The organism is Paenarthrobacter sp. NPDC018779, from assembly GCF_044391085.1.
In the GTDB taxonomy this organism is placed as follows: domain Bacteria; phylum Actinomycetota; class Actinomycetes; order Actinomycetales; family Micrococcaceae; genus Arthrobacter.
Window position 1 is genome coordinate 1 of record NZ_JBIRZS010000046.1, and the last position, 6,897, is coordinate 6,897.

At 64.8% G+C, this 6,897-nt stretch carries 7 protein-coding genes; 2 read left to right on the forward strand and 5 right to left on the reverse strand.

The genetic code is table 11. The features are described 5' to 3' along the window. Window positions 1-286: 286 nt before the first annotated feature. From ACH488_RS21790 to ACH488_RS21810, 5 genes are all read right to left on the reverse strand, one after another. Window positions 287-1,342 (reverse strand): siderophore-interacting protein, encoded by a 1,056-nt coding sequence (locus tag ACH488_RS21790; RefSeq protein ID WP_397326684.1) that lies wholly within the window; start codon window positions 1,340-1,342, stop codon window positions 287-289. Continuing rightward, entirely contained in the window at window positions 1,339-2,187 is an 849-nt protein-coding gene (locus ACH488_RS21795) for an ABC transporter ATP-binding protein (RefSeq protein WP_397326685.1), read from the reverse strand. Before ACH488_RS21795 ends, ACH488_RS21790 begins: the two co-directional genes overlap by 4 nt. A gap of 1 nt (window position 2,188) precedes the next feature. Next, window positions 2,189-3,166: a FecCD family ABC transporter permease gene (locus ACH488_RS21800; RefSeq protein ID WP_397326690.1), complete on the reverse strand. Its 978-nt coding sequence runs from the start codon at window positions 3,164-3,166 to the stop codon at window positions 2,189-2,191. Between the two features lie 107 nt (window positions 3,167-3,273). Continuing rightward, the gene (locus tag ACH488_RS21805) at window positions 3,274-4,389 is read right to left on the reverse strand and encodes a FecCD family ABC transporter permease (protein ID WP_397326686.1); all 1,116 of its coding nucleotides are present in this window, start codon (window positions 4,387-4,389) and stop codon (window positions 3,274-3,276) included. 4 nt (window positions 4,390-4,393) lie between these two features. After that, a complete protein-coding gene (locus ACH488_RS21810; RefSeq protein ID WP_397326687.1) occupies window positions 4,394-5,467 on the reverse strand; it encodes an iron-siderophore ABC transporter substrate-binding protein in 1,074 nt (357 codons plus the stop codon). Window positions 5,468-6,010: 543 nt separating this feature from the next. Here ACH488_RS21810 and ACH488_RS21815 point away from each other — a divergent pair. After that, the gene (locus ACH488_RS21815) at window positions 6,011-6,514 is read left to right on the forward strand and encodes an FBP domain-containing protein (RefSeq protein WP_397326688.1); all 504 of its coding nucleotides are present in this window, start codon (window positions 6,011-6,013) and stop codon (window positions 6,512-6,514) included. 84 nt (window positions 6,515-6,598) lie between these two features. Continuing rightward, window positions 6,599-6,897: helix-turn-helix domain-containing protein (locus tag ACH488_RS21820; protein ID WP_397326689.1), on the forward strand; the 299-nt coding region annotated here is incomplete at its 3' end.

The window sequence follows — 6,897 nt, forward strand, 5'->3', positions numbered from 1 at the left end:
ACACCCCCGTGGAGCACGAACTGCTGCTCACCACGGACCAACCTCAGCAGGCACAAGCCGCCTGACCAACTGTCCACAACTTGCGGGCAACCCCAGATTGAGAGAGCGTGGCGAAAAGGGGGGCAATTTGGTGAGAGAGCGTTAGAAAGGGACGCGCGCACGAGACCACGCGGAGGGCGTCCGGCAGCGTGCGTCAAAGCGACGAAGGAGCAGCACGCCGAGGATGGCCGCCGCGCGGGCGGACCCAGCCACGCAGCCAACCGGGCCGCCCCGAAGCGCTGGGGGCTTAGCCCTCCGCTTTGCCTTGGCGCCAGTACCCCATGAAGGCAACCTGTTTGCGGTCAATACCGACATCCCGCACCAGGTAGCGGCGCATTTCCTTGATCACGAACGCTTCGCCGGCGATCCAGGCGTAGAACGGCAAGGCACCGGCAGGCAGCGTTGGGTTCTTGGTGGCTTCAATGGCGGCGGCATCCATGCGCTGCGGGGTTTCCCACAGGATGTCCTGATCCACGTTGACGTCTTCCGGCTCCGGACCGGCCGCTGCGTCGGCACCCTTCAGGCCTACCCAACCCGGAACGGGGACCGCCTTGGCCACGGCTTCCTTGAGGAGCTCACCGTGCGGGCGGGAGCGTCCAATGGCTGCGCCGCGGGCAAGCCACGTGATCTCGATGTCGGCTGCCGTGCTGATGTCCTGGAAATCGGCTGCGGAGGGGACTTCAAGGAAAGCGTGGCCCGTCATGTCCGCGGGGAGGCTTTCGAGGATGGCGCTGATGGCCGGCACGGCAGTCTCGTCACCCGCAAGAAGCACACGCTGGGCCAGGCCTGGGCGCCATTCGATGCCACCGTAGGCCCCTGCGGTGGTGCACTGGGCTGCGCGGTTGTTGGGCCCGATGATGGTCAGCGCGTCGCCCGGCTTGGCTGCCACTGCCCAGTTGGCGGCGGGTCCACCGTGACCGGAATCGTCGAAGTGCATGACGAAGTCGATGTCGATTTCCGGGTACACGGCATCGAGGCGCTCGGAGCGGACGGTGTAGGTACGCATGGAGCCACGGACGGCGGGGTCCATGGCGAGCCACTCCTGGTACCAGCCTGCCTCGTCCATCTTGAACTCGGGGAGCGGGATGATGCGGCCGTCCTCGTCCAAGGACGGAATCATGAGTTTCACGCGCAGGTCAAGGGTGTCCCCTGCCACCCCGAAGTCGCGGAGGGAGTAGCCGCCAAAGGTGATGCGGCGGAAGTTGGGGCTCAGTTCCTGGACCGCGGTGACGGTGACGTCGAAGGCCAGGGTCATCGGTTCCACTGCGGCGCTCGCTTTGGCCCGGGTGGGTTGTGCACTCATGAGGCGATCTCCAGTTCGTTGGCGTGACGGGCGTGGTGTTCAGTACGTGTCGGGGCCTGGGCGTGGTGGCGTCCGATGGGAACGATCAGCGGCGTGCCGGAGATCGGATCCGGAACCACCCGGGACTCCAAGCCGAAAACGGTGTGGACCAGTTCCTCGGTGACCACCACCGGGGCCGGACCTTCGGCTACGATGCAGCCGCCTTTCATGGCGATCACGTGGTCCGCGTAGCGCGCGGCGAGGTTGAGGTCGTGGAGCACGATCGCCACCGTTGTGCCACGGCTGCGGTTCAGGTCCGTGACCAGGTCCAGGACCTCAACCTGGTGCGCGAGGTCCAAATACGTTGTGGGCTCATCGAGCAGCAGGACCTCGGTCTCTTGCGCCAGGGCCATCGCGATCCACACGCGCTGGCGCTGCCCGCCGGACAATTCGTCGACGCTCCGCTCAGCGAGTTCCAGCGTTGCGGTGGCTTCGAGCGCGCGCTGCACGGCGGCGTCGTCCGTGGCGCTCCAGCTGCGGAAGAAGCCCTGGTGCGGGTACCGTCCGCGGCCCACCAGGTCCCGCACGGTGATGCCGTCCGGCGCGGTGGGGTGCTGCGGGAGCAGGCCGAGGGTCCGGGCAAGTTCCCGGGCAGGACGCGAATGGATGTCCTTGCCATCCAGGGTCACGGCGCCGCCGGCGGGCTTCAGGAGCCGGGACAATCCGCGGAGCAGGGTGGACTTGCCGCAGGCGTTGGCGCCCACGATCATGGTCACCTTGCCCTCGGGAATCTCCGTGGTGAGGCCTTCCACCACCTTCCGCTGCTCGTACTGGAGCGTCAGGTCCTTGGCATTAAGGATCGCCATGTCAGGCTTCCTTTCGGTTCGACGTGAGCAGGAGCCACAGAAGGAAGGGGGCACCGAGGGCACCCGTAACGACGCCAACCGGGAGAACGGTTCCGTCGAGGATAACCGGTGCGATGTTTGAGGCAAAGAAGTCGGCGGCCAGCACAATCAGCGCACCGGTGAGGGCCGACGCCGGAAGGCTGGGTTTGCGGACTATGCGGCGGGCAATCGGCCCGGCAAGGAAGGCGACGAACGCCACCGGACCCGCTGCTGCGGTTGCGACTGCGGCAAGCCCGACGGCGGTCAGCACGAGTCCCAGCCGGGTGGCGTTGACCTTGATACCCAATCCAGCGGCAGCGTCGTCACCGAGTTCGAGCATGCGCAGCGGTCCCGCGAGGGCGATGACGGCCGGAACGAGGATCAAAAGCGCGATGGCCAGGACGCCTGTGCGTTCCCAGTTGGCAGAATTCAGCGAACCGTTGAGCCACACCAAGGCATCCGCGGCCGTACGGATGTCCGCGCGGGTCATGAGGAAGTTCACCACAGCGTGGAGGGCTGCGGCGATTCCCACGCCTGCCAGGATGAGGCGGTTTCCGGCAGCGTTGCCGCGGCTGCCTGCCCCGGAGCCGGTCTTTCGGGAGATGGCATAGATGATGGCTGCGACGCCAAGGGCTCCGCCCAGTGCAGCTCCGGAGATCACCGCGCCGGAGGCACCGAAGACCACGATCGCGGTGACGGCAGCAGCACTGGCTCCGTAGCTGATGCCGATGATGTCCGGGCTGGCCAGCGGGTTGCGGAGCATGGTCTGGAAAAGAGCACCGGCAAGGCCGAAAGCAACGCCGATCAGCGTCCCCACCATGGCACGGGGAAGCTTGTGTTCCATGACGATGAAGGTGGCGCCCGGGATCTTCTCGCCCCCGGTCAGGTGGTTGATGACGATCTTGAAAAAATCCGGGATGGTCACGGTGTAGCTGCCCAAAAGGACGTACACCGCGAACATGACGAGGAGGGCCAGCGCCAGGAAGATCGTGGGGCTGAACACGCGGCGGGATGGCGATTGCTGCGGATTGCCGTTAATTGCCGGCTCGGCCGAGGATTTGAGGGTGGTCACAGTCCGGCCCCCTTTCCGCGGCGGATGAGCCAGACGAACACGGGAGCGCCAACGAGCGCCGTCATGATGCCCGCGGGAACTTCGCCAGGGAGAAGAATGACGCGGCCGATCACGTCCGCCACGATCAGCAGGATGGGCGCGGAAACCATGGAGAAGGGCAGGATCCAGCGGTAGTCCGGGCCCGTCAGCAGGCGGACGGCATGCGGAATGACCAGGCCGAGGAAGCCGATGGGACCGGCCAGCGCGGTAGCGGATCCACAGAGGAGCACGATGCCCAGGCCGATGATGCCGCGGGACAACGCAACATTCTGGCCGAGGCCCCGGGCAATGTCGTCGCCGAGGGCCAGGCTGTTCAGCACGCGGCCGCCGCCCACCACAATCAGGGCGCCAATTACCAGGAACGGCAGGGCGGGCAGTAGGACGGACCAGTCACGTCCGCCGATGCTTCCCACCTGCCAGAAACGGAAGCGGTCCAGGGTGTCCTGGCTGGAAACGAGGATGACGTTCATCAGGGAGAACAAACCAGCGCTCAGCGCCGCGCCCGCCAGGGCGAGCTTGACCGGCGTCGCACCGTCACGTCCGCGGGACGCAATGGCGTAAACCACGACGGCGGCCGCTGCGGCGCCGATGAAGGCGAACCAGATGTAGCCGGTCAGCGAGCCGATGCCGAAAACATAGATGCCAACGACAACGGCCAAAGCGGCTCCGGCGTTGAGGCCGAGGATGCCGGGATCGGCCAGCGGGTTGCGGGCCACGCCCTGCATCGCCGCGCCGGCCAGGCCAAGGGCGGCTCCGGCCAGCAGGCCCAGTACGGTGCGCGGAATGCGAGCGATAACCACGGCATGGTCGCCGTCGGCCGGATTGAAGTGCGTGATGGCTTCCCAGATGGTGGAAAGGGGAAGCCCGCGCGCGCCGATCGCCAACGATGCGGCGCACGCAGCTGCGAGTACGACGACGGCGACCAACAGCCAAGCGGTCCGCTTGCCTGCGCTCCGCGGCCGGGTTCCCCTTCCGGCCGTGTCGCTGCCTGGGGCGATGCCTCGCTGGTTACCCGGCACCGAAGTGCCACCAACCCGCCCCGCGGTGGCCGCCGTCGTCGTACTCAGTTTCATTGCTCTACTTGGCCGCGACCTTGTCGGCGGCGGCACCAAGCTGGGGCAGGAACGTGTCCAAAGCCCACGGGAGGCTCAGCGGCGACGACGCGGAGATGGACAGTGTCAGGGTCTGGTTGGCATCGGCAACCAGCGCGCCGGACTTGATGGCCGGGATCTGGCTCAGGAGCGGGTCAGCCTTGATGGCGTCAGCGGTTGCAGCCTCGGGAACCCAGGTGACGAAGACGTCGGAGGCCAGCTCGTTGGCCTTCTCAGCGGACCACGGGATGAAGAAGTCCTTGTTGGTCTTGGTGTTCTCGGTGACCACAGGTGCCAGCTTCATGCCGATTTCGGAGAGGAAGCGCGGACGGTTGTCGATCGCGGTGTAGACGTTGACGCCGTCACCCTTGGCGGGCTCGAGGTTGCCGTAGATGAAGGTCTTGTCCTTGATCTGCGGGTACTTGGAGACCTTGTCCTTGATGGTGGACTCGGTGTCCTCGATCAGCTTCTTGGCTTCGGCTTCCTTGCCCAGGGCCTTGCCGATCAAGGTGGTGCTTTCCTGCCACGGGGTACCGTAGGCGAGCTCCGGCTGGGCCACGACGGGGGCGATTTCGCTGAGCTTCTTGTAGTCGGCTTCTTCCAGGCCCGAGTACGCGGCCAGGATGACGTCCGGGCTGAGCTTGGCGATCTCGGTGAAGTTGATGCCGTCAGCCTCGGAGAACTGGACCGGTGCCTTGTCGGTGCCGAAGCCGGCGCCGAGCTTCTCGAGGGCTGCATCCTTCCACGGGGTGGAGCCCTTGTCGTTGTTGCCCCACTCGTTCTTCGGAACACCAACCGGGACAACGCCCAGGGCGATCGCGATGTCGTCATTGACCCACGAAACGGTAACCACGCGCTTGGGCTGTTCCTTGATGGTGGTCTCGCCGAAGACGTTCTTGATGGTGACGGGGAAAGCAGCTGACTCGGCCTGCTGGGAAGCCGGAGTGGAAGTGGCGGGTCCAGTGGAGCAGCCAGTGAGGGTAAGGGCGACGGCGGCGATTGCGACCGTCGCAGAACCTGCGGTCTTCAGCAGGGCGCGGCGTGGGAGAAGGGAAGCCACGGGACTCCTTAAGTAAGTGATGCGAACCTAAGTAAGGCTAGCCTAGCCTTTCGATAATTACGAAACGTTTGCGTCGCGTAATCCCCTCATGACGCCAAAATACCGTTCAGCGTGCCCAATTCACACCCTCTCTCACCAAACACCCCCTTCCCACCGACCCTCTCTCACCAAACACCCCCTTCCCGGCGAACCCTCTCTCAGCGAACACACCCTTCCCGCCGTCCCTCTCTCAGTGGACAGTCCCCCACGGAATTTGGGAGGATAGCGGCAGCGGACTACCGCTTCCATAGGAAATCGACGAGGGGATGAGCGTGCGCACTGAGTCAGTTGCCGCCGCCATGGGTTGCGAGGTGGCCGTATCGGCCTGCTTGGCACACCCCCACGCGTCGGCATTCTCCAACTAGCACCAAGAGCATCGAAAACCACTCCAACCAGTGGGTGGATTGACGCGCCCTGGTGTTCTCTTGGTGACCGACGCCGCCCGTGCCATGACGCAGCGCCAGGCGCGCTGCCGACGTCGTCAATTTCCGAAAGAACTTCGCCATGCAGAAAATTACTGCGCAACAAATCCGATCGTCGTTCATCAATGCCAGCCGTTCCGAGGCAGGCAAACTCAACCTCCCCCGGCACTTCGACTCAATCGAGTGGGAGTCCTTGGAGTTCCTGGGTTGGCGGGACGAGAAAATGCCCCAACGTGGGTACCTGGTCCTGCCAACCAACGGCAAGCTGACAGGCATCATGCTCCGAGCGCCCGAGGGTGGCTCCGGCAAGAAACGCGCCGTCCTCTGCGAGCTGTGCCGGGACGTGTTCTCCAAGGCAGACGTCTACTTGTGGGTCGCCAAGAAGGCCGGGCAATCCGGCAAGGACGGCAATACCGTGGGCACGTTGATCTGCGCCGAGTTCGGTTGCAGCGCCAACGTGCGCAAGGAACCGCCGGTCAACGAGATCAACCCCGACCCGGCCGCCGTCGTTCTCAAGCAGATCGCCGGGCTGGAATTCCGGACTGCCCAGTTCCTGGAGCGGGTCCGCGGCGGGTCCAAACGCTAAGCCGGCCAGCCCAACTAAGTCGCAGTTCGCGTCGTTCCCGACGCTTCGAATCATGCGGTGATCGCAACACCTGATTATTGAAGGGTGTCGATTGCCGTGGTGAAGTTCTCGAGTCGTTTGGTTTCTGAGGTTGTTCAGTCGTTCTGGCAACAGGTAGCGGACGGTTCCCGCTTTGAAGAAGCGGGAGAGTTCGTCGGATGGTCCGTAACGACTGTGCGGCGTGAATTGAGGTCCTCGGGAGGGATCCGGCCACGCAGGGGCCGGATCCTTACCGGGCGTTCGTTGTCCTTTGATGAACGCGAGCAGATCGCTTTGCTCAGGGGTAAGGAATCCGTCCGTGAGATCGCCAGGCGGTTGGACCGGTCGCCCTCGACGATATCTCG